Origin of the sequence: Neobacillus niacini (assembly GCF_030817595.1) — a bacterium.
GTDB classification, from domain to species: domain Bacteria; phylum Bacillota; class Bacilli; order Bacillales; family Cytobacillaceae; genus Neobacillus; species Neobacillus niacini_G.
Genome location: NZ_JAUSZN010000001.1, coordinates 2,527,088 through 2,553,160, shown reverse-complemented (window position 1 = coordinate 2,553,160; position 26,073 = coordinate 2,527,088). Strand labels below are relative to the sequence as shown.

The 26,073-nt window shown below is 38.1% G+C and carries 20 protein-coding genes; 14 read left to right on the top strand and 6 right to left on the bottom strand.

Annotation, left to right across the window (positions count from 1 at the left end):
- Nucleotides 1–256 precede the first annotated feature (256 nt).
- From QFZ31_RS12145 to QFZ31_RS12095, 11 genes are all read left to right on the top strand, one after another.
- Nucleotides 257–2,041 (top strand): sensor histidine kinase, encoded by a 1,785-nt coding sequence (locus QFZ31_RS12145; protein WP_307303200.1) that lies wholly within the window; start codon nucleotides 257–259, stop codon nucleotides 2,039–2,041.
- On the top strand, nucleotides 2,034–3,593 hold the full coding sequence (locus tag QFZ31_RS12140) for a response regulator transcription factor (RefSeq protein WP_307303198.1): 1,560 nt from the start codon (nucleotides 2,034–2,036) through the stop codon (nucleotides 3,591–3,593). The genes QFZ31_RS12145 and QFZ31_RS12140 overlap by 8 nt, the downstream gene beginning before the upstream one ends.
- Nucleotides 3,594–3,616: 23 nt before the next feature.
- A complete protein-coding gene (locus tag QFZ31_RS12135; RefSeq protein ID WP_307303197.1) occupies nucleotides 3,617–4,912 on the top strand; it encodes an ABC transporter substrate-binding protein in 1,296 nt (431 codons plus the stop codon).
- Nucleotides 4,913–5,100: 188 nt separating this feature from the next.
- Complete coding sequence (locus QFZ31_RS12130) at nucleotides 5,101–6,408, top strand: ABC transporter substrate-binding protein (protein ID WP_307303196.1); 1,308 nt, start codon at nucleotides 5,101–5,103, stop codon at nucleotides 6,406–6,408.
- Nucleotides 6,409–6,499: 91 nt separating this feature from the next.
- Nucleotides 6,500–7,459, top strand: coding sequence for a carbohydrate ABC transporter permease (locus QFZ31_RS12125; RefSeq protein ID WP_179602255.1), 960 nt, complete (start codon nucleotides 6,500–6,502; stop codon nucleotides 7,457–7,459).
- Nucleotides 7,460–7,461: 2 nt separating this feature from the next.
- A complete protein-coding gene (locus tag QFZ31_RS12120) occupies nucleotides 7,462–8,307 on the top strand; it encodes a carbohydrate ABC transporter permease (protein WP_179602254.1) in 846 nt (281 codons plus the stop codon).
- A 112-nt stretch (nucleotides 8,308–8,419) separates the two neighbouring features.
- Nucleotides 8,420–9,058: a YesL family protein gene (locus QFZ31_RS12115; protein ID WP_307303195.1), complete on the top strand. Its 639-nt coding sequence runs from the start codon at nucleotides 8,420–8,422 to the stop codon at nucleotides 9,056–9,058.
- Nucleotides 9,059–9,146: 88 nt separating this feature from the next.
- On the top strand, nucleotides 9,147–12,386 hold the full coding sequence (locus tag QFZ31_RS12110) for a glycosyl hydrolase (protein ID WP_307303194.1): 3,240 nt from the start codon (nucleotides 9,147–9,149) through the stop codon (nucleotides 12,384–12,386).
- A 34-nt stretch (nucleotides 12,387–12,420) separates the two neighbouring features.
- The gene (locus QFZ31_RS12105; protein WP_307303193.1) at nucleotides 12,421–13,230 is read left to right on the top strand and encodes a polysaccharide deacetylase family protein; all 810 of its coding nucleotides are present in this window, start codon (nucleotides 12,421–12,423) and stop codon (nucleotides 13,228–13,230) included.
- A gap of 169 nt (nucleotides 13,231–13,399) precedes the next feature.
- Nucleotides 13,400–14,674 carry a CAP domain-containing protein gene (locus QFZ31_RS33840; protein WP_373459844.1) on the top strand — a complete coding sequence of 425 codons (1,275 nt, stop codon included), beginning with the start codon at nucleotides 13,400–13,402 and terminating at the stop codon, nucleotides 14,672–14,674.
- A 181-nt stretch (nucleotides 14,675–14,855) separates the two neighbouring features.
- The gene (locus tag QFZ31_RS12095; RefSeq protein WP_179602250.1) at nucleotides 14,856–15,224 is read left to right on the top strand and encodes a hypothetical protein; all 369 of its coding nucleotides are present in this window, start codon (nucleotides 14,856–14,858) and stop codon (nucleotides 15,222–15,224) included.
- 215 nt (nucleotides 15,225–15,439) lie between these two features.
- Here QFZ31_RS12095 and QFZ31_RS12090 read toward each other — a convergent pair whose 3' ends face one another.
- The gene (locus tag QFZ31_RS12090; protein ID WP_307303192.1) at nucleotides 15,440–16,825 is read right to left on the bottom strand and encodes an IS1182 family transposase; all 1,386 of its coding nucleotides are present in this window, start codon (nucleotides 16,823–16,825) and stop codon (nucleotides 15,440–15,442) included.
- Nucleotides 16,826–16,993: 168 nt separating this feature from the next.
- Complete coding sequence (locus QFZ31_RS12085; RefSeq protein ID WP_257029356.1) at nucleotides 16,994–17,128, bottom strand: hypothetical protein; 135 nt, start codon at nucleotides 17,126–17,128, stop codon at nucleotides 16,994–16,996.
- Between the two features lie 440 nt (nucleotides 17,129–17,568).
- Here QFZ31_RS12085 and QFZ31_RS12080 point away from each other — a divergent pair, with 440 nt between their 5' ends.
- A complete protein-coding gene (locus QFZ31_RS12080; RefSeq protein WP_307311553.1) occupies nucleotides 17,569–18,723 on the top strand; it encodes a rhamnogalacturonan acetylesterase in 1,155 nt (384 codons plus the stop codon).
- 148 nt (nucleotides 18,724–18,871) lie between these two features.
- Here QFZ31_RS12080 and QFZ31_RS12075 read toward each other — a convergent pair whose 3' ends face one another.
- The 3 genes from QFZ31_RS12075 to QFZ31_RS12065 are packed head-to-tail and all read right to left on the bottom strand — an operon-like array spanning nucleotide 18,872 to nucleotide 21,940.
- The gene (locus QFZ31_RS12075) at nucleotides 18,872–19,963 is read right to left on the bottom strand and encodes a Gfo/Idh/MocA family protein (protein ID WP_307303191.1); all 1,092 of its coding nucleotides are present in this window, start codon (nucleotides 19,961–19,963) and stop codon (nucleotides 18,872–18,874) included.
- A gap of 53 nt (nucleotides 19,964–20,016) precedes the next feature.
- A complete protein-coding gene (locus QFZ31_RS12070) occupies nucleotides 20,017–20,754 on the bottom strand; it encodes a ThuA domain-containing protein (protein ID WP_307303190.1) in 738 nt (245 codons plus the stop codon).
- Between the two features lie 25 nt (nucleotides 20,755–20,779).
- The gene (locus tag QFZ31_RS12065) at nucleotides 20,780–21,940 is read right to left on the bottom strand and encodes a Gfo/Idh/MocA family protein (RefSeq protein WP_307303189.1); all 1,161 of its coding nucleotides are present in this window, start codon (nucleotides 21,938–21,940) and stop codon (nucleotides 20,780–20,782) included.
- 129 nt (nucleotides 21,941–22,069) lie between these two features.
- On the opposite strand from QFZ31_RS12065, the gene QFZ31_RS12060 reads away from it, so the two are divergent.
- Together QFZ31_RS12060 and QFZ31_RS12055 are read left to right on the top strand one after the other, a co-directional pair.
- Nucleotides 22,070–22,891: a helix-turn-helix domain-containing protein gene (locus QFZ31_RS12060; protein WP_307303188.1), complete on the top strand. Its 822-nt coding sequence runs from the start codon at nucleotides 22,070–22,072 to the stop codon at nucleotides 22,889–22,891.
- Nucleotides 22,892–23,284: 393 nt separating this feature from the next.
- On the top strand, nucleotides 23,285–24,277 hold the full coding sequence (locus tag QFZ31_RS12055; RefSeq protein ID WP_307303187.1) for a polysaccharide lyase family 1 protein: 993 nt from the start codon (nucleotides 23,285–23,287) through the stop codon (nucleotides 24,275–24,277).
- Nucleotides 24,278–24,456: 179 nt separating this feature from the next.
- Here the strand turns inward: QFZ31_RS12055 and gtfA are convergent, their stop codons facing one another.
- Entirely contained in the window at nucleotides 24,457–25,926 is a 1,470-nt protein-coding gene (gene gtfA / locus QFZ31_RS12050; RefSeq protein WP_307303186.1) for a sucrose phosphorylase, read from the bottom strand.
- Nucleotides 25,927–26,073 lie beyond the last annotated feature (147 nt).

Genomic DNA, 26,073 nt, shown 5'->3' with positions numbered 1-26,073 from the left:
ACTTCAACTATTTACCAAAATGCAGGATAAACCCGGAGAAGCCCTCATCATTTGAGGGCTATTTTTAGTTAGAATTGATAGTAACCTTATACCGGATAAACAAATAGCACTATGAAAAACAGGAAGTAAATGATAAAATTTAATTAATTTTACGAAGAATTTTTAATATAAGAAAACGTTTTTTACTGCCCACTAATGACTGCGCTTCCACCAAGGCAATCAGTATCTTACTATAAACAATGGAGAAATAACCTAAATGAAGAGGATACTTGATAGATTAAAGATGGATTATCATAACTTACAAATTAAATATAAACTTTTTCTACTAGTATCTTGGATAATGGTTATATCGTTTTCTTTTACCTTTTTTGGATTACAGTACGCTTTTCATATTTACGATGAGCAGATTTATAGTAAGTCTTCACAGGTTTTAAGTACATCCTCTAATAGTATCGAGAGCGAATTGAAAAACTTAGAGGAACTGTCCTATAATATTTTGACCGATTCCCAAATCCAGCAGTACCTATCATCAATCAGTGAAGACAGTACCGAATACGACAAATTTCGCATGCGTACGAACATGTTGGACAGACTTACAAGCTACGCAAATAAGGAAGAATATATCCAATCTATTAATTTAGTAGATGTAAATGGAGAAGAATATGTAGTCGGACCCAAGACAGTAAAACTTACCCCTACGCAAAAAGCAGATATTACCAAAATGGCCATGCAGGCTAATGGAAGTAATGTTTGGTTAAACCCGGAAAAAAATGACCTTTTATTTTCAACTGCACGCGAAATAAGACAGTTTCGTAATTTAAGCTTCGACAACCTAGGCACGATTGTCATCTATATCAATATGGACAAACTGGTAGCGAACATTTTAGAAGGCTCTAGAAAAATGGATGGTGAATTCTTAATTGTTAGAGATAGTAATATTATCTTTCCAAAAGAAACGAATTCATTATTTAAAGAAGCAGCCATATCTTTAGATTCTGAAAAAGTAGATTCAGGTTATCAAATAAAAAAAATCGATAAAAAGAATTATTTCCTTGTTCACATTAAATCCAACTACTTTGATTGGGGTTACCTAAACGTTATTCCTTTTAATCAGATATTTGAGAATATCAACAAGGTAAAAACATTTTTGGTCATCATATTTATTCTCATGTTTGTTGTTGTAACGATTTTTGGAATTCGATTTGCAAGGAACATCACCATTCCCTTGGAGAATCTTGTAGCTAGCATGCAATATGTAAAGGTGGGAGATTTTAAGGAAGCAAGCAGGAATGCACTTAAAACGCCAATCATGCAGGATGATGAGGTTGGTAAACTTCAGCAAAATTTTCAGACGATGATCCAGCAAATTGATGAACTCATTAATGAAAATTACTCTAAACAGCTAACCATTAAAGAGACAGAGTTTAAGGCGCTGCAGGCTCAAATCAATCCTCATTTTTTATATAATACATTAGAATCTATTAATTGGTTAGCAAAAGGCAATGGGCAGACACAAATTTCTAGAATGGTAGAAGCGCTTGGTTTTTTATTGCGTAATTCAATCAGCTTAAAACAACCACTAATCACGATTGAAGAAGAGCTTAATGTTGTGAGTAATTATGTGATAATTCAGAAATATAGATTCGAAGAAAGATTAGATTTTCACATGGAGGTAGATTCAGATATAGGCGGGTTCTATATTCCGAAGCTAACGTTACAGCCTCTTGTGGAAAATGCCATTCATTATGCCTTAGAGCCGAAGATTGATCCTTGTAAAATTAGTGTTTATTCAATAGTAGAAAAAGAAAGTATTAAACTAATTGTAGAAGATGATGGACCCGGAATGGAGTCAACCTTTATAGAGAAGTTAAAAAGAGGAGAAGTAAAAACAAGAGGACAAGGGGTAGGCTTGTCGAATATTAATGACAGAATTAAACTGGCCTACGGTGAGAAATACGGAATAGAAATTGAAAGCGAGCCTAATAAAGGAACGAAAGTGATCATTGTTTTACCTTTCGATAAGGGGGAGAACCATGTATAAAGTATTGCTAGTTGATGATGAACGAATCATAACCGAAGGGATGTCAAAGGTAATCAATTGGGAGTCGATTGGGACAAGTTTAATTGGGACCGCAAGAAATGGGATTGAGGCATTTAGTATGATTGAACAGCAACAGCCAGACATCGTGATTAGTGATATTAAAATGCCTGGAATGAATGGTCTCGAGCTAGTTGCAAAGGTTAATAGTGTATTTCCTGAGATACGATTTATTTTGTTATCCGGTTTCAGTGAATTCGATTTCGCCAAACAAGCAATGCAATACGGGGTGAAGCATTATCTATTAAAACCTTGTAATGAGAATTCAATTATGGATGCTATAACAGAGATTTGTGAGGATTTGCAACAAAAGCAAATTCGTGAACAATTTATTCAAAATATGAAAGGAACACTAGACAGTGTTCTGCCTTATGCAAAAGAACAGCTGATGAAAGAATTTATAACCAATCATTATGAAAACAAAGATCTAGCGTATTATCAAAAACTTTTTAACATAGATTTACATACACCGAATGTTAGGCTGGTTTTATTTCAACTTGAGGGGAATTTTGAATTTGAGCATATGTTTGCTATAAAAAATATAGCTGAACATATATTTGATTCCTATATTCTTAGTTGCATGGTTGGGGAAACGATATTATTTCTCCTTGAGGATTGTTGCAGCTACTCTGTACTACTCTCTCAAATCGAAAAGATTAAAAAAACATTCTTTCAATATTACCAAATAGATTCAACGGTCGCCATCAGCGATACAGGGAAAATAAGTACCGCGAATAAACTATATAGTGAAGCACTGGACTGTCTAGCTTATCGTTTTTATTTAGGAGAAGGCGGTGTTATTACCAAAAAAGACATTGCCTATCAAAATCCAACAGAGGAATTAGAGTTCTATTACGATGACCAAACCTTCTGCCGATTGGTGAAATCCGGATCCTGGTGTGATGTTAATGCAGAAATAGAGACATTTTTTAATCAGTTAATAGAGTTAAGGCTTGATATCAATATAACCAAGTCTTATGTCATTCAATTATTTAATGCGATGATCCGTTTATGTGAACCTAAAGAGATGAATATGTATTTAACCAAATTAAATCTACTCTTAGAAATAGACACCATTCAAAATTTGAAGTCCTTTTTTGAAAGCGTTGCCCAGGAAATCACCCTAACATTTTTTAATCAAAATAATAATAAACATTCAACGATAATTAAGAAGGTTATCGAGACGATTGACAAGTATATTGGGAATGAAAATTTATCCTTGCATTGGGTTGCAAATGAGATGTTATATATGAATGCCGATTATCTAGGAAAACTTTTTAAGAAAGAAACGGGAGAAAAGTTTTCAAATTATATTACAAGATTAAGAATTGAGTTAGCCATAAAAATGATCGAGAAGGAAAATGATGTAAAGGTATTCGAGATTGCTGAAAAAATTGGTTATGGTGAAAACCCTCAATATTTTAGTCAGGTATTCAAAAAACATACAGGTTTTACTCCATCAGAATATAAAAGAGAATCTTTACAAGGTCTGTAAAAAGAGTAAAAGGGGAAAAAAATATGAAAAAACTATTGTTTTCTACTTTATCCCTAGTAATGGTATTTTTCGCTGGTGGGTGTGGAGATTTCGATTTAACAGATTCTGCCGAGAGTAAAGGGAATGAGAAAATAACCATAAAAATTGCCTGGTGGGGAGAAAAACCCCGGCATGACTATACCTTGGAAGTAATTGAATTGTTTGAGGAAAAATATCCAACTATTAATGTAGAACCAATATATTCAAATTGGGATGATTATTGGAAACGATTGGCTCCAATGGCAGCGGGTAATCAACTTCCAGACATTGTCCAAATGGACATGCTTTATCTTAAAACGTACAGTGAGAATTACTTGCTTGAAGATTTAACACCGTATGTTGATCAAAATCTAATTAAGACAGAATCCATAAGTGAAGCTATTCTCTCAGGGGGGAAAATCGATGAACATTTGTATGGTTTTCCTTTAGGATTAAATGCGCCGGCCATCATCGTTGACCAAAATTTACTTTCTTCAGGTGCCGATAATAAGCCAAATGCAAATTGGACATGGAGTGATTTTGAGAAAATAGCTTTACATGTTCATAAAGAAAAAGGTATTTATGGTACAAACGGAATGAAGTCACCAGATGTGTTCTTCTCGTATTTCTTACGTACAAAAGGCATGAATTTATATAATAAAACAGGAACTGGATTAGGGTATGAGGATGATCAATTGTTTATTGATTATTTCGACATGCAAATAAGACTTCTTGATAAAGGTGCCTTCCCTAGAGCGGATGTTACGGAACAAATAAAAGGAATCGAAGATGAGTTGTTAGTCAAACAACAGTCTGCGATGCAATGGGTATATTCCAACCAGTATATCGGCTTTTTACAAGCAACTAACCGGCAGCTTGAGCTTTTGCCTCCTCCGGGACCAGGACAAGATGCGGGACTTTCTGTAAAGCCTAGTATGCTTTTTTCGATGTCAAAAAGTTCAAAGCATAAAGAGGCAGCAGCCCAATTTATAAATTTCGTTATAAATGATATTGAAGCAAATAAAGTCATTAAAGGTGAAAGAGGAGTTCCCATTTCCACGAAGGTTGTGCAGAAAATAGAAAAAGATTTATCTCCTGCTCAGAAAAAGGTATTCGATTACGTAAATGAAGTAAAAAATACAAACAAAAAAGTGGACAAAGCAGATCCTCTGGGCAGTAATGAGGTTGTGAAATTATTACAAGACGTTTCCGAACAAATATTGTTTAAAAAAATAACACCGGCACAAGGAGCACAACTTTTTAGAACGGAAGCAACCACAATTCTCTCAAATAATAACTAATCTATATAGTAAAAGAAAGCTCTCTTGTGACAAGCACACAGCTGCTTGTTTCAAGGGAGCTTTTTAAATGTCTGATTTTTAAACAAACAAAGCGGAAAATTAGATTCAGACAATTTTGATTTCGTTGCATAATTAAGGATGTAAACACTTACATAAAAAGTGTGAAAAAAAGAAGGGGGAAATAAAGAATGAAGAAATTTTTAGTGCTATTGTTTTCATTTGTTTTAGTTTTTACATTAGCAGCATGTAACAGCAGCAGTTCAACGAGCAGTGAAGAAACTAAACCTAAAAAAGAAGACAAAAAAGATGAACCAGTAACTCTTCGTATCGCTTGGTGGGGATCTCAGCCACGACATGATTACACACTTAAAATTATTGAAATGTATCAAGAAAAGAATCCAAATGTAAAAATCGAAGCTGAATATGCAGCTTGGGATGACTACTGGAAAAAGCTAGCTCCTCAAGCAGCCGCAAATGAGCTTCCTGATATTATCCAAATGGATTTATCATACTTTTCACAGTATGCACAAAATGAACAAATTGCTGATTTAACTCCTTACTTAGATAAACAAATTAATACAAAAGATATTGCTGACAATATCATCAATGGCGGTAAACTTGGCGATAAACTTTATGGAATTAATGCTGGTGTAAACGTTGTTGGTTTTCATCATGATCCAGCAGTACTTGCAAAAGCTGGTGTAGATTCTATCCCAGAAAATTGGACTTGGGACGATTACAAAGAAATCGCAGCAAAAGCAAAAGCTGCTGGCGTATTTATGGATACAGGAATGAAAGCGGATGTATTTTTCAACTACTTCTTAAGAACACAAGGGAAGTCACTTTATAGCAAAGATGGTGCCTCTCTTGGATATAAAGATGACAAGCTGTTCGAAGATTTCTTCAACATGACATCTGGTTTGGTTAAGGATAAAGCGGTTCCAACACCTGACTTCTTAGCACAGTTAAAAGGAATTGAAGATGATCCTGTTGTTACTCAAAACGCAATTGGTATCTGGCAATGGTCTAACCAGTTTGTCGGGCTTCAACAAGTGGCGAATCGAGAACTTGCTATTGCTCCAATGCCAGGTCCTGACAGTGAAAAAGGTTTATATTTAAAACCAAGTATGTTCTGGTCTGTTGGAAATAATTCAGAACATAAAGAAGAAGCTGCAAAGTTTATTGATTTCATGATCAATGATATCGAAGCGAACAAATTAAATCTTGGTGACCGTGGTGTTCCTGGTTCTTCAGTTGTAAAAGAAGCATTAAAGCCATTACTTTCACCAGCACAAGTCCAAGTATTTGATTATGTTGATTGGGCGGAAGGAAATAGCTCAGAATTCGATGGTCCAGATCCAGTTGGTGCAGGACAAGTGATTGAAACTCTTGATAGTTTAGCTGAACAAATGGCTTATGGAAATCTATCAGTGAAAGACGCTGCAAAACAGTTTAGACAACAAGCTGAAAGTGTCTTAGCACAAAACAAAAAATAATTTCCACTTCGATAGCTGATCATGTAATAGATGGATCAGCTATCGTCCTTTCATCTTAGGAACTCAGGCCAAAGAATAAGGAGATGAATAAATGAATACACGTGTGATAAAGGAAAATATACAAGCAGATATCACGATCACCCCTGTCAGCAAGCGCTCCCGTATCATTAAGGAAAACCTGACAGGTTATGCATTTATCAGTCCGTTTATTATCGGATTTCTAGCTTTTACATTCATTCCTATATTAGCATCTTTATATTTATCATTTACAAATTATAATCTATTTGCAAGCCCAACATGGATAGGCTTGGATAACTACATACAAATGTTTACAGCCGACCCCCGCTATTGGAAATCATTAAAAGTTACCCTCATCTATGTATTGGGTGGAGTTCCTTTAAGACTCGCATTTGCATTATTAATTGCCTTAATGTTAAATACTGCATCTAGGGCTGTTGGACTGTACCGCTCATTGTTCTATTTACCTTCTCTGATTGGCGGAAGCGTTGCGGTTGCGATTATGTGGCGTAATGTCTTTGGTGATGTCGGGATTGTTAATATTCTACTTGATGTACTTGGTATCCCGTCTGTTAGATGGTTTGGTAACCCGACTGCGGCATTATGGATGCTTATCTTCTTATCCGTATGGCAATTTGGTTCTTCGATGCTGATCTTCTTAGCTGGATTAAAAGGTATTCCAAAAAGTTATTATGAAGCAGCTAGTGTTGACGGTGCAAACGGGATTCAAAAGTTCTTCAAAATTACGCTGCCAATGCTAAGTCCTGTAATTCTATTCAATACAGTTATGCAAACTATTGCAGCTTTTATGACGTTCGTCCCAGCCTTTATTATTTCAAAGGGTACAGGCGGTCCGTTAGACGGAACTCTACTTTATTCTTTATATCTATTTATACAAGGTTTTGAGTTCTTCAATATGGGTTATGCTTCAGCTATGGCATGGATTATGCTTATTATTGTAGGAATTTTAACAGCGATTATTTTTACTACTTCAAAATATTGGGTTCACTATGAGTCGGAAGGAGGCAGATAACAATGGCATTAAAATTAAAATCACCAAGATGGTGGGTCTATCATATACTTGTCGGCGGCTTTGCAGTTTTAATGCTTTACCCAGTTATTTGGCTCCTGATGAGTTCCTTTAAACCTAGTGATACGATTTTTGTTACAGCAAAATCACTGATCCCAGATCCATGGATTTGGACCAACTTTATAGAAGGTTGGAAAGGTATTGGCGGCAATTCATTTGGTGTCTTTATTAAAAATACATCCATCCTAGTTGTTATTACATTAATTGGACAGGTAATCTCATCAGCGGTTATTGCTTTTGGGTTTGCACGTCTAGAGTTTAAAGGAAAAGCATTCTGGTTCGGGATTATGATGGTTACTTTAATGCTTCCGCATGATGTGGTAATGGTACCGCAGTATATCATTTTCTCAAAGCTTGATTGGCTCAACTCTATTAAACCACTTGCTGTTCCAGCTTATTTTGGACATCCGTTCTTTATCTTCCTTTTAGTACAATTTATTCGTACCATCCCAAGGGAACTCGATGAAGCAGCAATCATTGATGGATGTGGCACATTCAAGATATTCACGAAGATTATTTTGCCATTAATTAAACCATCGTTAGCAACAGCGGCTATTTTCTCATTCTATTGGACTTGGGAGTCATTATTAGGGCCGGTTCTTTATCTAAACAGCCCAACAAAGTACACGGTATCAATGGCTTTGAATATGTTCTTGAGTAATGAAACGGTATCGAACTGGGGAGCGATGTTTGCGATGTCAGTTGTTACATTGATTCCTGTATTCGTAATCTTTTTCCTCTTCCAACGCCATGTGGTTGAAGGGATTAGTACCAGCGGATTAAAAGGATAATATGATAACCAAAAGAATATACTTAAAACTTTGCCACTTCAAACCCTAAATGGAAGTGGCAAAGATACAATATTTCTAAACATTGGGTACAAGTGTTTAAGGAGGATTAAAAATGGACACTTCAGGATTTTTAGGCAGTTTAAATAAATTGCTTGAATGGATATCAAGATTAGCATTCTTAAATTTATTATGGATATCATTTTCACTACTAGGTCTCATCATCTTTGGATTTTTTCCTGCAACGGTGGCAATGTTCGCGGTTGCTCGTAAATGGATGCTAGGTAACGAAGAAATGTCTATTTTTAAGACTTTTTGGACTGCATATAAGCGAGAATTTTTAAAGAGTAATGTACTCGGAGTGATTATTGTTGCAATTGGATTGATCTTATACATTGATTTTCAGTTCGTCCAACATGCGGCGAATAGTTTTGCCAGTTTTCTTTATGTACCATTCTTTATCATCACGCTAATTTTTATTTCAATGCTTTTTTATATCATTCCGATTTTTGTGCATTATGATATGAAACTAAGTCAGGTAATAAAAAACTCGTTTTTTGTGATGATTATGAATCCACTTTCAACCTTTTATATGTTGATTGGCAGCTTTGGAATCCTTTTTGTATTATCCTATGCGCCGCCGATTTGTTTATTGTATAGTGGAAACCTATTGGCACTATTTATTATGAAACCAGCGACCAATGCCTTTGATAAAATAAATCAAAAATCACAACTGTTATTTCAAGAGCAGTAAATACTCATCGGGTTCTCATGATTAGAGACCCGATTTTTAACTATTTTTTTATGCATGTTACTAAAGCTAGTTACTGGAGGAGTTTATAGTGCAAGAGTATAACCCGATTAGGCATAAAATCATGTTCGATTTAACCACTTTTAAAAATCCTCCGTCTGCTTACCGGATCCATCCTTTTTGGTTTTGGAATGGTGAGATGGATGACCATGAAATCGCACGCCAAATCAGGGAAATGGCTGATAAGGGTGTGGGAGGTTTTTTTATTTGCCCAAGGCAGGGACTTAAAGTGCCTTATTTATCGGAGGATTGGTTTAAAAAAGTGAAGTTTGCTGTAGAAACGGCTAAAACCCTTAACATGGATGTTTGGCTATATGATGAATATCCATACCCAAGCGGCATTGCCGGTGGAGAGGTTACACTTCTTCATCCTGACGCCAAACACTATACATTGGTCCATAAAAGTGAAACACTGCAAAGTAACCAAACCTGTAATATGGAGCTGCCATGGGGGCGTGTGCTGTCAGCTAAAGCTGTTCCAGTTGATCAGGAAACAGGCAGTAAACGTTGGGACGAAGCCATTGATATTAAAAAATACATCGGTAATTACCAGTCCGAACCTGTATATCAAAAAGTAGGACTAACTACTTATAATCAAAAAAGATTTTTTACATACAACACGATAAAAATACTGAAGTGGACTGCCCCGGAAGGAGATTGGGAGATTCATTGTTTCCTTGAAGAAGAAATCGACGATTTTAAATATTATGGAACCTTCGTTGACCCTTGTAACCGGGAAGCGATTAAGACCTTTATTGAATTAACGCACGAACGTTATGCCGAAAACTTAGGAGAAGAATTTGGCAAAAGTGTTAAAGGAATTTTTACGGATGAAACGGGGCTTATAGGGAGAATTCCATGGTCCCCGCAATTACCGGACTTTTTCCAAAAACACAATGGCTATGATTTAAGGGAGTATCTATATACATTAATTGAGTCCGGTGGAGAGAATACCGCAAAGGTCCGATATGATTATTTTCAATCCATTCATCTTCTTTTACGGGAGTCCTATCATAAACAAATCCATGATTGGTGTGAGGAACAGGGAATCCAATATGTAGCGGAAGTGCCTTCCGTTAGAATGTCAAATCAGGTATACAGTCATATACCTGGCGGGGACAGTGCCCATGAAAAACTTGGAATATCACTGGAGTGGATTCTTAATCGGTATATGACAAGTTTTCGCGCAAACCCTAAAATGGTTAGTTCATTAGCAAATCAGTTGGGAAGAGAGAGGGCTTTAATTGAAAGCTTTCATAGTGTGGGCTGGTCGATGACTTTGCAGGATGCAAAATGGATGCTTGACCGGCTTGCAGCATTTGGCATTAATTTTTATAATTTCCATGCCTTTTTCTTTACGCTCGATGGGCTGACAAAGCATGATGCACCGCCGTCTCAATTTTATCAAAATCCATACTGGCAGCACTTCCGAACATTAGGAGACTATACAGGAAGGCTTGGCTATGTGATGAGCAGTGGAATACCGATTCGTTCCATCGCACTCCTCGACCCGACAACAAGCTTATGGACTCAAATGGGAAATCCATTCCATAACTTTCACTATATCGGTAATGATGACTCAGAAATGGCGAAGCTCCAACGTTTAAAACAAGATTGGTCTGAACTCTCAAAACAGCTGCTATTACATCATAAGCAGTATGACCATTTAGATCCGGAAATCCTTTGTGAAGCAGAGATAACAGAGGGAAAAATCAAAATTGGTACTGCCAGTTATTCTGTCCTGGTCCTTCCGCCGCTTTCTAATATCGAAAGTGCTGCCTGGAAGCAAATTAAATTGTTCCTCGATCAAGGCGGTGTGGTGATCGGGAATAAACTACTTCCTTTTGAAGCGATTGATGATACCTTACTAGAAAAAGAGATTTTAGAAACCTTCGGGATGGGTGAATCTCCGTGTTCAGACTATTGGAATAACCAATCCGTACTTGTCGATTCCTATCACAAAGGCGGGCAAAATGCTTATTTTATTCCTTCAGGGGAAATTGAAATATTGCTTCAACTATTAAACAAGCATATCCAAGAGGAAATACACTTTGAAACAGAAAGTGGAAAGAAGAGTTTCTTAACAGAAAAACGTCAGGTATCAGATCAATCAAACCTGGTTTTTATCAGTAATCAGGAAGAGGGAGACCATCATGCAACCTTGACAGTATCATATCCATGTGAGTTCTGTAGACTAGATTTGGAAACAGGCGAAGTGGAGCTTCTTGGTGCAAAATGGGAGGGAAATGGATGGAAACTGGATTTACATTTTGGATCATATGAAAGCTGTCTCGTCCAGATAAACCGTAAGGATGATATAAAAGAAGTTAAGGGAAAATCTGAGCGGTGGAAGTGGAAAGTCGAGTCGAAAGGGAATTGGGAAGTGAAGGCGCTTCAGGATAATACCCTAAGGTTCGATCATTTCCAACTTAACATCGATACGGAAAAGAAAATCCAAGTTAATAATCAATCGATCGTTCCGGTAAAAACGTTCATAGATCAATGTTCTGACATAATAAATGAACAAAGTCTGCCCATCGAATTTCGTCAATCATTTGGTATCCCGATGAAACTGGCCTTTAATTATCCAATATCCTGTAGTTATCAAAGGAAGTTCATGATTGAGAAAATGCCAGAGAAATGTTTGATATTGATGGATAAGGGAGCTATTTCTGGCCAATATCAAATTTATATCAATGAACACAGGGTAGAGAATTTTCATGAGAACTTCGTTTATGACAATAGTAATCTCACCAGTGATATTTTGCCTACCTTAAAACAGGGAGAAAACATACTCCGAATTGAAGTACTAGTGGAACATGACTGGGATGGAGTTACAGATGCCATTTATTTGCTAGGTGATTTTGGTGTTACTTTTAGCAAGGAGCTACAGCAAGTAATTTCAAATGCATTAACCAATTCATCCTTACATCAGGGTCCATACCCAAGCTATCCATATTATGCTGGGACTTTGGTTTTTACAAGGATAATTCATCTAGACAGTGTTCCGAAAGAGGCGTATTTTGAATTATTTTTTAATGATTTGGATAGAAATTTTCATGACTGTATGGACGTTTTCGTCAACGGCCATCGGCTTGGAGTAAAGGCTTGGACACCCTATCAATGGAAGGGGAAATCTGAAATTCTGTATACAGGAGAAAACGTAGTTGAAGTGAAGGTAACCAACACATTAATAGGGCTTCTAGAAGGAAAATATTTTGATTATGAGGAACATAAGCTCCGTGAAGTTGCTGGTTTAACGAAGTATTAACAGAGATATTTTTAATGGATTGAGAGGGATAAAAATGCCAAAGGTGATTCTGACTTTCCCAGAAGGTAAACATAAAGTGTTAACAATGAGTTATGATGACGGCAGGGCAGCTGACAGAAAATTAGTTAAGGTTTTCAATCAATACGGTATTAAGGGTTCCTTTCATGTTAACTCAGGGTTATTGGGGTTTGAAGATCGTATCCCCGAAGAGGAAGTTGCACAATTATATGAAGGACATGAAATCTCCACACATACCGTAACACATCCTACGATTGCCCGATCACCAAAAGAACAACTGATTGAAGAAATCATCGAAGACCGAAAAAGTTTGGAGCGAATAGCTGGATATACGGTTAGAGGATTATCATATCCAAATGGATCCTATAATCGATTAATAAAAGAAATGCTCCCATATTTAGGAATCGAATACGCAAGAACGGTACATAGTACAGGAAATTTTTCTATTCCGGATGACTTCCACGAATGGAATCCAACCTGTCACCATAACCGAAATTTAATCAAACTAGCAGAAGATTTTGTTCAACTTAACAAAAAACAATATCTATATATGATGTATGTCTGGGGTCATAGTTATGAGTTTGACAATGATCAAAACTGGGACCTAATCGAAACATTCTGTGAAATAATCAGCAATAAAAGTGAAATTTGGTATGCAACAAATATCGAAATTGTGGACTATTTCAAAGCATTTCAAAACCTTAAATTCTCAGCCGACAGCCATTTTGTCTATAATCCTTCGGCTATTTCCGTGTGGCTGAGCGCCGATAATAATATCATTGAGGCAAAAGCTGGCAAGCAAGTTAATTTAATTTCCAAAAATTGAAATGTTGTGCTTGATGTTACTTTACCCTCATTATAGGAAAAAATCCGTTGGTTTCATTACCATACGGTTTTTTTTTATGTAAAAAAACACGGTTATTTCCATCAATATTTATTGAAAAATAATCAACAATAAGAAGGCAAAAAAAAATTTTTGCAAGGGGGTAATTACTTTGATAAAAAAACCTTTAGGCTTACTGCTATCTGGTGTTTTGACATTCGGTCTAGCTGCATGTAATAACAATAATGACGCAGCGGACGAAGTGCGTACAAGCAGGGCAGATCGAGACAATACGTTTTTAACTGTTGGGAATAACAGAGATGATGGTATTGACCATAATGGTCCTCTGACCGAGGATTACAGCAATAGAGATAATAATGATCCGGATTGGGATCGAAATGCGCGTAATGACGATAATGTAACCAATGTAAATAATGATCGTACGAACAATCGAAACAATCGTACAAGAAATGTAAATAATGATCGTACGACAAATCGAAATAACAATACTACAAATGTAAATAACAACCGTACGACTAATAACACAAATAATATCCGGTACAATCCTTTAAATCGTGGGTTAGACCCTGATTTAGTAAATGTAGGGAACAACAATAACAATAATAACAATAACAATAATAATAAAAACAACAAAAACAACAATAACAATATGAACGATGCTTTGAATATCTCTGCTGATCGAACAACTTTAGATAGTAGAAGTTACCCTCATACAAAAGCGATCTTAATTCAACACGCTCAGTATAGGTACATTCCATTCGGATCAGTCCAATGGTACCAATTTGGAGGCCAACAAGGTAGAATTCAACAACAAGGACCGGCAGCACAAGCACCAAACACTCAACAACAAGGACCAACTGGACAAGCACCAAATCAACAACAAGGTCCAACAGCAGCACCAGCGCCAGCAGCACCGGCACCAGCAGCACCAGCGCCAGCAGCGCCAGCAGCACCAGCAGCACCAGCGCCAGCAGCACCGGCACCAGCAGCACCGGCACCAGCAGCACCAGCACCTAAGCCAGCAGCGCCAGCACCAGCAACTGGTAACGTCAGTGCCTATGTTCAGCAGGTTATTGATTTAACCAATGCACAACGCAGTAAAAACGGTTTACCCGCTTTAAAACATGATACACAACTAAGTGGAGTGGCACAAAAGAAATCACTGGACATGGCACAAAACAATTATTTTTCACATACAAGCCCGACATATGGTTCACCATTTGACATGATGAGGGACTTTGGTGTGACATATAGATCAGCTGGGGAAAATATCGCCCAGGGTCAACGTACACCTCAAGAAGTCGTAAATGCATGGATGAACAGCGCCGGGCATAGACAGAACATTTTAAGCACTAACTTTACTCATATTGGAGTAGGGTACGAGAAGTCTGGCAACCACTGGACACAGATGTTTATTGGCAAATAATTTAGTCAGAAGGAAGGAATCCATCATGGGTTCCTTTCTTCTTTTAATAAGAAAAGGGTTATTCTCATCATTATTTGGAATTTAGCTAGACGAATGAGAAGGGTACAAAACGCGGATTATAATAGAGGGTTGAATATCAATCCTAAATGTGTCAAAGTCCTAATAATGGGGGGATTTACGAATGTATACAAGCCAACATTCAATTACTCATATCCAACAATGCCGTCAGCTCGCACAACAGTTAATTCAACAAACCCAAATGGCAAACCAGCAATATCAACAAATGCTTCAAAATGAGAAGCAAAATGCTCAGGTGCTTGAGCAAATGATTCAAAAAGAGCGGATGGCTGTTCAAACCATTCAACAAAGCCTCCAAGGACATGAAATGGCAATTCAGAGATGTCAGGAAGTCATTAATCAATGTAATCAGCTGGAACGAGAACTGTCAGGTCAGACCGGATCTGTTGGATTCCAACACCAGACGTTTGTAAATCCAGCGTTCCAATCGCAGCCGATGCAGAGTTTCCAAAATCAGACTTTCCGTCAATAGCTAAAAGAAGAAGCACGCTTAGGCGTGCTCAGATTGTCGAGAAAGGTATCTTTCTCGGCAATTTTTATTTTTCTGCCTGCCCAAAGGCCTGTTGATTTCCGCTCCAGGTGCTTCGCTTTCCGCGGGCGTGCCGGGGAGCCTCCTCAGCGCTTAAGCGCCTGCGGGGTCTCCCCAGCCCCGTACTCCCGCAGGAGTCTTCGCACCTTCCGCTCCAATCAACAGGGGGAATGAACCTGGAGATTGCCACACACTTTTTCAAACCTGGCTAAGTGCGTGGCAATCTTTTTCATGTTTTGGCATGCTGCGGTAAGTAACACTTGCTCACTCGCATTTTGCAATCCCCGTAACCTACAATAGCGAAGCCCATGCAGTTCTTTTGAATCTGCGAAGCTTCGCTCTACTTTTTCTTTTCTAAATTTATATAGTATTTTACCTGACTTTGAAAGTCTGTTAAGTCGAACCTTTTCCTTATGTTCCTCCCAAACATGTCTGGTAACTACTTTTGTTTTATTTTGAGATTTTGTACACTCAGGCAGGAGTGGGCAGTTAGTACACTTTTTAGGATCTGACTTATATTCCCGATAACCTTCTCTTGTAGTTGTACGATATTGTAACTCCTGACCATTTGGACAAACATACAAATCTCTATCTTTGTCATATGTAAACTTCCATTTAGGAAATAACCCTTTTGTTGATTGATATCTTCTGTGAGCGATAACTCCAAAAATATTGCGTTCATTAAGTCCCTTACAAATCGGATTTGTCAGGTAACCCGAATCAAGTGCCACAGCTTCTACTTTAAATCCAAAACGTTCGACCTGACGGTCTAACCGTGAAAGATAGGGGACAGAATCGTGAACATTTCCTGCTGTAACATACGCATCAGTTATGATGTTGAACTTCATGTCGGTAGTTCGATGATCAAGATAACAGAACATCTCCTGTTTATTCTCTCGTGACATAAACCCGCATTCAGGATCAGTTGTGCTCAGTCGTATTTCCTTTTTCTCGGTCACCTCCTCCTTTTCCTTTAAAGGCTTTTTTCCATGATCTCTCCTGTCTTCCTCAATAGCTTTGTTTAAATCTTCTACATATTCACGTGTTTCAACTTCCACTTCAACTCTAGAGAATTTATGTTTGTTTGCATTCGCTTTAAGGTGTGTGGAATCGGAAAATAAAACCCTTCCTCCAACCATCTTGTGGTTAATTGCTTTGAAGACAATCTCATCAAAAATTTCCTGAAATATATTTGTATCTTTAAAACGGGTTCGCCGATTCCAACTAATGGTGGAATGATGGGGAACTGTATCGTTTAGCTTTAATCCTAAGAACCATCGATAGGCCACATTCGTCTGAATTTCACGCTCTAATTGTCGTTCAGAACGAATGCCATAAAAATATCCGATAAACATCATCTTAAAGAGCTGTATAGGGTCCGAAGGACGCCCGTTATTTTCTGAATAAAAAGGACGGACCTTCTCACCAATAAAAGAAAAATCAATATACTTGTCCACCTTCCTTAATAGGTGATCTTGCGGTACTAAATCATCAATAAAAACAAATTCAGCTTCGTTTTGTATTTCTCTTTTTGGCTTATACATTCTATCCACCGTCCTGTTATTTATATGTATATTATAGCATATTAACGCGGTGAATCATTAAAGTAATTACAAAAAATAATAGCTGTCGAGATTTTCTCGACAGCCTGAGCACGCTTAGGCGTGCTTTTTCTAATGCAAGAAGAATTGAACCTCAGGATCCAATAGTCCTTACTTGTTTCTACCCTTGCTTTCGCCCTTGTTCCCTTGTCCATAACGCATATGGCCAGAATCACCTTCACCTTTTTCATTAGACTTCTTTCCGCCTAAACTCGCATTCGGATAGCTTTTTGTATTCTCATCCATTTTTATCACCTCCAAAACTTTATTTTGTTCATTTTTTTAAAAGATTATGTTTTTAGGGGCAGGAGTAGACGATGATGTCTCAACCCAGCCATCTCCAATCCATCAAACGAAATACCCGGAATAATAAAATGCCAGTTAACAAAGACCTATCACCATGAATTTGCTGTTGGTGCAAGAAAATACAAAATCCTATTTCCTTGATAATTTAAAAAATTGATAATGACGGAAAAATATTCCTGAAATATATTCAAGAAGGGAGGTGGTGGATGGCGACCATCGATGTAATCGCTTTCTTTCTTTTTTTAGTTTGTAGGGCCTACATAGGTATGTCATGTAGATAGCGAGAACACAGGATGAAATCGAAAGTAAATTAAAAGGAAAAGGGAGAGGAAGGAATCGTGAAAAAGAACGCGATTTTAAAGACATTAACCATTATTATAATGATGGTTGCATTTTTTGGAAGTTTTACTCATTTACCTGTAAACGCAGAACCAAGTAATTATAAGTTTGACTTCGGCATTGGTGAGGTGGAAAAAGGTTACGTAGGTGTAAGTGCCACCGAGAAATACGATGAGAAAAAGCGTTATGGCTTTAATACTCCGGAAGATATGATTAATGTACCGGCATCCGGATCAGGCGTCGCTAGTGATGCTGTTCAGTTTTTAGAATATGGTACAAAGAGTGATAATACGTTTAACGTTGATCTGCCAAATGGACTTTACGAAGTTAAGGTCACTTTAGGAGATGCATTCAGAGTCAGTGTCGCTGCAGAAGAAGTCTATCAGGTAATAAATATGACAGGTAATAATGCGACAGATTCATTTCAAATACCTATTACGGATGGTCAGCTTAATCTGTTAATTACAGAAGGTAAGGCGGGTACCAATTTTACTTTAAGTGCTCTCGAAATCAACAAGCTGTCCCGCCATCCAGAAACCAAAAGAACAATATATATTGGCGGGGACTCCACGGTCGCGAATTATTATCCATTAGACAGCAGTATCCAGGCTGGGTGGGGGCAATTATTCCCGCAATTTGTTGACCCAGAGATCTTTCAGGTTAGAAATATGGCATCCGGCGGCCAAATCGCAAGAGGATTTAAGGATGATGGTCAATTAGAAGCCATTCTAAAATATATTAAACCAGGCGATTATTTTATTTTACAGCTTGGAATTAATGATACAAATCCTAAAAATACAACAACGGAAGCGCAATTTAAAGAGTATATGCGGGAAATGGTCAAGCAGGTCAAGGCAAAAGGTGCTACAGTGGTACTATCGACTCCACAAGGAAGAGCATCAGACTTTAATGCGGATGGCGTTCACACGTCCGTAAACCGTTGGTACAGATACTCTATAATCGCTTTAGCACAGGAAGAAAATGTACCTTTGATAGACTTAAATGTATTAAGTTCAGCATACTTTACCTCTATTGGACCGGAAGCCACTCTTGCTCTTTATATGAATGGGGATACATTGCACCCAAACCGTGCAGGAGCAACAGAACTTGCAAGACTTGTAGCAGAGGAGTTAAAAAGACAGGGATTAGACGGTTTTACGGGAGATAAAGAAAAAAACACCAATAAAACCTTTTAACTGATAAATTTAAATCGTTAAGGTATAAAACGATCGTAAGCCGAGGCATTTTCGGCAAGTCAGTTTCCAAAAATAAGGACTCTCCAGTAAATGGGGAGCCCTTATTTATCATTTATCAAGGTTCCTAGTATCCAGTAAAGTCGAATGACTAAGCGTGTAATTCCAAAGACACAGATTCAGGACGCTCACATGTACTTTCCATTATATAATGTTTACCGCTATCTGAAGAATCATGGAAGCCGTGCATCGCTTCTAAAACGTGATACGCTAATTCGCTATTTGCTCGATATTTCCCGCCTTCGAGGATGGCTTTGGCCATATCAGCAACGCCAAGCCCCCGATTGTTTTGGGAATATCCATATGCAAGGGGCACCTCTTTAAACTCATTTTCGTCCCGTTTTCTTATTTTCACAGGTCCGCCGAACGTATTGGGGTCAGGGACAAGCAACGTTCCTTCACTGCCATAAATTTCAATAGGCGGCAGCGATGTACCGCCAAAGGCATCGAAGCTTGTGGTAATACTTCCAATTACACCTGAGGCGAAATCGATCACACCTGAGATATGTGTAGGGGTTGCTACCTCTATTTTAGTACCTGCTTTCGGTGTGCTAAGCACTGTTCTTTCTTGATAGCTGATACGTGTAGAACCAGAAATTCGTTTAATCGGTCCTAACAGAGCCACTAAGGCTGTTAAGTAATATGGTCCCATATCAAACATCGGTCCGCCGCCAACATCATAATAAAAGGCAGGGTCCGGATGCCAATGTTCGTGCCCGCGGCAAATCATGAAGGCAGAGGTACCAATCGGAACTCCAATTTCACCTTGTTCGATTAGATTGATAGCAGTTTGAATGCCAGCGCCTAAGAAGGTGTCGGGTGCACTGCCAACTAGAAGATTATACTTCTTAGCTGTTTCTAAAATTTGTTTTCCTTCCTCGCGTGTGACAGCGAGTGGTTTTTCCGTATAAACATGCTTGCCTGCTTCAAGTGCCTGGATGCAAACAGAGGCATGTGCTTTAGGAATCGTTAAATTAATGACAAGTTCAATTGCTGGGTCAGACAGTAACTCTTCTACGGAACAAGCTCTAGGGACACCGAACTTTTCAGCTTGTAATTGTGCTCGCGATACATCTAAGTCCGCACATGCCATTAGCTCGAGGTGAGGGAACTTCTGACAGTTTTCCATATAAATCGAACTAATATTTCCACAACCAATGATACCGATTTTAAGTTTTTTCATAGAAACCTCCAGTTTATGTTTATGGACTAGCTTGCCTTGCCTTCCGCTTTTTCTTATTGACTGTCACCCATGCCAGTATAAGTTCGTACATTACCATAAATAGACGCAACATCCATTTCTTCGGCTCTTTTCTTTCCTTCAGCAGCCCACAAAAATCCGCGTCGCATGATCAGAGAAACTTCAGGCATAGCAACAATATTGGCTTGATGTCCTAACGAACTATAGAACACATTTCCAAGGCCCCAGCGTTTGGTCCAAACAACAGGCATATCCACTGCTTTATTAGCACTGTGCGGTCCGTGAAAAACCGGGAAGCGAGTCGTAGCTAACACTTCAACCGCAGGATCGTAGTGAAGGTAATATTGCTCACTAGCGACTTTAAAATCAGAGAGGCCATCTAATAATGGACTTGAGGAATGTTTGATGTTGACCATGTATTCTACACCATCATTTCCTGGATGGGCGACCCAATTCCCCCCGGTCATAAATTGCCAGTCCACATTATTACGGAAAGAGTCACACATTCCACCATGGCATCCAGCTAAACCAACACCTGCTGCAACTGCTTCAGAGATATTTAGGACATACTTTCTTTCAATTTCACCCATAGTCCAGTGCGGAACGATTAAATCCAATTGCTTAAGTTTTTCCTTGTCAGCGTATGAGTCAAGTGAATGGGAAACCTCTACCTGGAAGTTTTCTTCCTCAAGAATCCCTTTAAATATCTCAGCTACCTGTTCGGGCTGATGGCCATCCCATCCGCCCCAAACAATCAATGCACTTTTTTTCATGGTAAAAGCACTCCTTTACATTTTTTTAAACGTCAGAAATTCGGATCCATTGTCGTTTTTCAATCGATAAATCAACCGCTTCTAAGACTTCCTGGCACTTTACGCCATCACGGAAGTTTGGAACAGGCTGTCGATTTTCCCGGAAAGAATTCATAAGTTCAACCATTTCATGAATAAACGTATGTTCATAACCAATCGTATGACCTGGCGGCCACCAGTTTTCCGCATAAGCGTGCGCGGGGTCAGTCGCTAACACGCGGCGGAAGCCTTGAACATCGTCTCGGTCATCAACGAAATAAACTTGCAGTTCATTCATCCGTTCAAAATCAAAGATCACACTGCCCTTACTGCCATTGATTTCAAATGAATTCGTACAGCGGTGTCCAGCCGCAAAGCGCGTAGCTTCAAAGCTTCCTAAAGCTCCGTTAGCAAATCGAGCTAAAAATAGGGTAGCGTCATCGACTGTCACTTCGCCCTTTTCATTACTATCACTGACTTTTGCTGATAAACCAGTCATCTGCGATGGAATAGGACGTTCTTTAATAAATGTTTCGTTCATACCAATGACTTCGGTAATATCGCCAATGAGATAGTGAGATAGATCGATTAAATGAGCACCGAGGTCTCCATGAGAGCCTGAACCTGCAATTTCTTTCTGAAGTCTCCAGGCTAGCGGGAAGTTTGGATCCACGAGCCAATCCTGTAAAAACCAGGCACGGAAATGATAGATATCGCCAAGTCTTCCTTCGTCAATGAGCTTTTTAGCTAGCATAACAGCAGGAGCAAAACGATAGTTAAATCCAACCATATGTTTGATTCCAGCAGCCTCAACGACATCAAGCATTTCTCTAGAGTCATTTAATGTAAGCGCTAACGGTTTTTCACAAAAAACATGTTTGCCGGCTTGCGCAGCGGCAATGGCTATTTCCTTATGTACATCACTAGGTGCATTAATATCAATTAAATCGATGTCATCTCTCACTAAGAGGCTTTTCCAGTCCGTTGTATATTCCTCCCAGCCGAACTGCTTGGCTGCAGTGGTCACTCCGTTTAAGTCACGTCCGCAAATAACCTTCATATCAGGATGAACGGTATTCGGGAAAAAGAGTGGAAGATCCCGGTAAGCGTGACTATGTGCTTTACCCATAAATTTATATCCGATCATTCCAATTCCAATTTTTTTCATATCGTATCTCCTTTCGTTTGCCATCAAGATAACTCTACTATCGATAAATCTATCATTTACAGGTTTGACACAACAAGTAAAAACTTATATAATCCTAGACAAAATTTACTCTTTGAGGATGTTCTTAGAATGTTAATATATGAGGCTCACCATTTTGATTACATATCAAACTATCATACATTGGATTTAAACTTTCCAAGCCATCTTCATCGTGGTTTTGAATTATTATACTTGGTTGATGGGGAAATGGAAGTCATAATTAGTCAAAAAAGTTACCATTTGAAAACTGGACAATTCTTACTCATATTGCCGTTTGAAATTCACTCGTTTATTACAAAATCACATTCGCGAGCTAATATTTGTATTTTTTCCCCAGACTATGTTCCGACATTTCAAAGGATGATAGAAAATAGTTCACTTGAAAATCCAGTTTTCACCGTATCTCAGGAAGCAAATACACTCATTTCTAGGACACTTTTCAAAGATAACCCAAATCTGCTAGAACAAAAGGCTTGCCTTTATTTATTATTGTCTGAACTAATGGGACAAACCAGCTTAATTAAAAGTGAAAAACAAGATCAAGAGCTGCTCCATAAATTGTTAACCTATATTCAGGACCATTTTACAGAATCGATTTCTTTAAAAAGTATCGCTGGAACAGTAGGTTACAGTTATAACTATTTATCGAAGTATTTTAATACCCATATTAATATGTCGTTTGTCGATTTTTTAAATGAAACCAGAGTAAATTATGCTTGTTATCTATTAATTTATACAGAAAAGAATATTACAGAAATTGCTTTCCTTTGTGGTTACGAAAGCATACGTTCATTTAATCGTAACTTTGTAAAGATAAAATTATGTACACCAAAGGAGTACCGTGATAAGCAGCCCCAGTCGTTTATGGATATGTACCCTTTGGAGACTGCAATTCATCAGAACTTAAAATAATGGCTCTGTTATGGTTCATTGGTGATTTCCGTGTAGGTATGAGAATTCATAGGCGGAGAATTTCCGGTTAATGTATTTAGGGGAAGCTTATGAAGCTGATATAAGCGGAGATATTCCGGTTAACTGCTCTAAATAGGACAAAATCCAAAGATTTTGATCAAATAAACGGAAAAGCTCCGCTTAATTTCAAGGAAATATGGGTATTTCCCAATTTAGCCGGAATTTTTCCGTTTATTTTTCAAACACAGTAAAACTACATCAGATTTTAACAAAGCTAAAAAAATATATCTGAGTTTGTAAAAAAACATTCAATAAAACAAAAACTAATCGCAAAAAAATCTGATTAGTTTTTCAAATAATACTCCAGTTGGACCTGAGTTTTATGCAGATCCAGTGTATGATTTTAATGCTTACCTTGAAGCCTATAAACCTGAGGTATGGGGCCTCGACAACGAAGTGTCCGGTCCATTGGAGGATGCACGTGCCCGATCTGCTCAAAAGCAAAAACAACAGATAGTGGTTAATATTGGCTCAAATACATCGATTATTGGACTAGGAGACGATGCCAAAATTATTGGCGGCAGCTTTATTATGAGCGGAGTGGAAAATATCATTATCCGAAATATTCAATTTGAAGCACCTGTTGATTTCTTTCCACAATGGGATCCCACAGACGGTGAGTTTGGCGAATGGAACTCCGAATATGACAATGTAACCGTAACAAATAACTCACACAATGTCTGGATTAATCATAACAAGTTTACTGATGGAGAACACCATGATGAGGATTTTGGCAAAATCTTTGGAAGAACGTACCAGCAGCATGACGGATTACTTGATGTGACGAATGGTGCTGATTATGTAACCATTTCTTACAATGTGTTAGAGGACCATGACAAGACCTCGCTTATCGGCTCCAGTGATAGTAGAAAGACCGACGAAGGACACTTAAAGGTCACGATTCACCATAACTATTACAAAAACGTAACACAAAGGCTGCCAAGGGTCCGATATGGTCAAGTACACGTTTACAATAATTATTATGAGTTTAATAAAGACTCAGATTATAAGTTTGATTATGCTCTTGGCGTTGGGGTAAACTCAAAAATTTATGCAGAGAATAACTATTTTAATTTTGACTATGATGTTAATCTAGGAGAAATTATCCAGGATTGGGAGGGAACATCTATTTATGAAAGCGGATCATTTGTAAATGGAAAAAGTTCGGCAAATGAAGTCGATTTAGTCGAAGCCTTTAACCAAACACATACGGTTCAGTTAAATGAAAATGTGGGCTGGGAACCAACCTTGTTTACAAAAATTGATCCGACACAGGCAGTTCCAGCGCTGGTAAAAGCAAAGGCGGGGACTGGTAAATTAAAATAGACTGTAAAGAACCCATAATTTATTATGGGTTCTACCTGTTTTGTCATGGATGATGTGTCAGTAAAAAATAATGCTGCATTTTGGGACCCTATGGGTCAACTACAAGCAATGAAGCTACAAGACCCTAGCAAGGACCCAAAAACATGTGAAGGACTATCTAATGTATAATCTGCTCCTATTTAAATCACATACTGGACCAGTTTTCCTTCCTCATCGGTATAGTTAATCACAGACTTGTGCGTTTTCAAGTCGATGACTAATGTACATGAATAGACATCTTTTTGCCAGGAAAGACGCACTTCCTCCTTAGCCGAATCAATCACCTTAAACTCCCCGTTAAAAGCAGGGTATTCATTTCTAAATCGGATCAGTTTTAATAATCTTTGAACCACTTCTTTTTGCAACGATTGGTCGATTTCTTCCAGGGTAAAGTTGTGGCGATTCATTTCCCGTTTTTCACCTGTTCTCTCCACTGCTTCATAATCATTTTCTCCAGCCAATAAACTGACATAATAGACTTGCGGAATACCAGGCGCAAAGAATTGAATGGCCCTGGCAGCTAAATAGGCATCATCCTCGCAATTAAGCATGGAATAATAAGTGCCTCCTATCTGATGAACATCAAATCCATCCGGTCCTTTATGTTCATCGGATACAATGAGACTAAGGTTTGAGCCTCTTTCCAGACAAAGGTCCACTACTTTTCTGGCATCATTCGTATCTATTAAATCTTGAAGGTCTGGTAATACAGGCACCCCATCATGGCAATCCAGCATTGTAAATTGATTCCGCGGGCGAACCTTTAGATAGGCGATCAACCTTTCGCTTGATTTGTTTAGGATGGATTCGAGAATGGTATAGGGCAAAATAAAGTCGTAAATCCAGAATCCTTGTTCGGCTAACTTATTTTGAATCGAATATTGGGCATGCACCTCTGGAAGCAATTCGATTCCCGCCGAGTCTGCCAAATCTTTCATCCAATCCAGAAAATCATAGATTTCCGGCTCCACGAAGAAGCAACTGGTCCCGAGCTTTTTAATCACAAAACCAACGGCGTCTAATCGGACGGTTTTGACGTTATTTTTGCTAAAATTCATAAAGAAATCGCTTAATAGTTGTCTTACCTTCTCAGAGTTTACATCCAAGTCAATCTGTTCAGAAGGGTCTTCTTTTCCAAATGTCGTCCAAACCTTTTCTTGTTGACCGGTTTCTTCTACCGTAAAGGTAGAATAGGGTCTTGGTCTTCTTAGAAAAATTTTATCGATATCCTCCTTTAGAGGTTGACCATTCTTCCACAGCTTATCCAAGGCAATGAACATATCCGCATACTCCGATTTTCGGCCCTTTTTGATAAAGTCCTGGAAGTATTTTGATTGCCTGGAAATATGATTGACCATTAAATCGACAAGCACATCAAAATTTTCACCAATTACACTTATATCCTCCCATGTTCCAAACGCTGGCTCTATTTCTAAATAAGTGAGAGGGGCAAAGCCTCTGTCTCCGGATGAGGGGAAGGGGGGAAGAATGTGAATCCCGCCTTTAAAAATATCCTGGAAATGTTTCAAAAGTACATGATTAAGAGTTTTTAAGTCCCCTCCGAGAGAATCCGGGTAAGTAATTAGCTGAACTTGATTTTTTAATGGCATTTTCGTCGCTCCTTATGTAAGGGTTTTAATTTTTTTGGGAACGTTCCCAAAAATATCTTTTTTTATTATACTTGATTGTCTATAATGTTACTAACAAAATATTTTACTATTCTTTTGATACTTTGTTTATCGGATGCACAAACTTTT